Here is a 1,709-nt window from a genome sequence, read left to right as displayed (position 1 = left end):
ATTCCGGAGCGCTTCGCGGAGCTGGCGCGGGTGCAGCCGGAAGCGCCGGCCGTCGTGGCGCCGGGCGGAGAAGCGCTGACGTACGGGCAGTTGGAAGCTCAGGCGAACCAGCTGGCGCACCACCTGCGAAGCCTGGGAGTGGGCCCGGAGGTGCTGGTGGGCGTGTGCCTGGAGCGCACGCCGCAGTTGCTGGTGGCGCTGCTGGGCATCCTGAAGGCCGGTGGCGCGTACGTGCCGCTGGACCCGTCGTACCCGGCGGACCGGCTGGCCCTCATGGTGTCCGAGTCGCGCCTGTCGCTGCTGCTGACGCAGCGGGCGCTGGAAGGCACGGTGGAGGCACCGGGCCTGCGCCGCTACCTGCTGGACGAAGAGGCCCCGGCCCGCGCGGCGCTGCCCGTTTCCGCGCCCGCGCGCACGGCGGGGTTTGAAAACCTGGCGTACGTCGTCTTCACGTCGGGAAGCACGGGGACGCCGAAGGGCGTGATGGTGTCGCACCGCAGTTGGGCGAATGCGTACCTGGGGTGGGAGCGAAGCTACGGGTTGAAGCAGGGCCCGCGAAGCCACCTGCAGATGGCGAGCTTCTCCTTCGACGTCTTCGGAGGAGACGTCTCGCGAGCGCTGTGCAGTGGCGGGAAGCTGGTGCTGTGCCCGAGAGAGTGGCTGCTGGAGCCGGTGAAGCTGCACGGGCTGATGGAAGCCGAAGCGGTGGACTGCGCGGAGTTCGTCCCGGCGGTGCTGCGAGGCCTGTTGCAGCACCTGGAGGAGACGGGCCAGCGGCTTGAGTCGATGCGAGTGCTGATTGCCGGCTCGGACGCCTGGTACGTGAATGAGTACCGGAGGATTCGGGGTGTCATTGGCGAAGGCACGCGGCTCATCAACTCGTACGGCATCAGCGAAACCACCATCGACAGCACGTGGTTCGAGAGTGAGGCGCTGGAGGCGGGGGACAACCGGCTGGTGCCAATTGGGCGGCCCTTCGCGAACGTGCGGATGTACGTGCTGGACGCGGCGCTGAAGCCGGTGCCGCCGGGAGTGGCGGGCGAGCTGTACATCGGCGGAGAGGGCGTGACGCGCGGGTACGTGCGCAGGCCGGAGTTGACGGCGGAGCGCTTCGTGCCGGACCCGTACGGGGCTGCTGGAGCGCGGCTGTACCGCTCGGGGGACAGGGCGCGGCACCTGGCGGACGGGAATATTGAGTTCCTGGGCCGAGCGGACACGCAGGTGAAGCTGCGTGGCTTCCGGGTGGAGCTGGGAGAAATCGAGTCGGTGCTGGGCAAGCACCCGGCGGTGAGGACGGCGGTGGTGCTGCTGCGGGAGGAGCCGCGGCGGCTGGTGGCGTACGTGGTGGCGCCGGAGGGAGTGGAGGCCTCGGCGCTGAGGCAGCACGTGAAGGAGAGCCTGCCGGAGTACATGGTGCCGGCGGCCTTCGTGGTGCTGGACGCGTTGCCACTGACGCCGAACGGGAAGGTGGACCGCAAGGCGCTGCCGGCGCCGGAAGGGGCACAGGAGGCGGCGGACTACGTGGCGCCGAGGACGCCGACGGAGGAGCTGCTGTCGAACCTCTGGGCGCAGGTGCTGGGCGTGGCGCGGGTGGGAGCGAGCGACAACTTCTTCGACCTGGGAGGCCACTCGCTGGTGGCGACGCAGGCGATGTCGCGCGTGCGAAGCGCGTTCGGCGTGGAGCTGCCGCTGCGCGCCCTCTTCGAAGC

General features: G+C 70.2%; 1 protein-coding gene. It reads left to right on the top strand.

Annotated features, from left to right (window positions below):
• The coding region (locus ACLEQD_RS42840) for a non-ribosomal peptide synthetase (RefSeq protein WP_410391716.1) at nucleotides 1–1,709 on the top strand (1,709 nt) is incomplete at both ends.

This window comes from Corallococcus sp. 4LFB (assembly GCF_046520365.1).
GTDB classification, from domain to species: domain Bacteria; phylum Myxococcota; class Myxococcia; order Myxococcales; family Myxococcaceae; genus Corallococcus; species Corallococcus caeni.
This window is presented reverse-complemented; position numbering and strand designations above follow the sequence as displayed.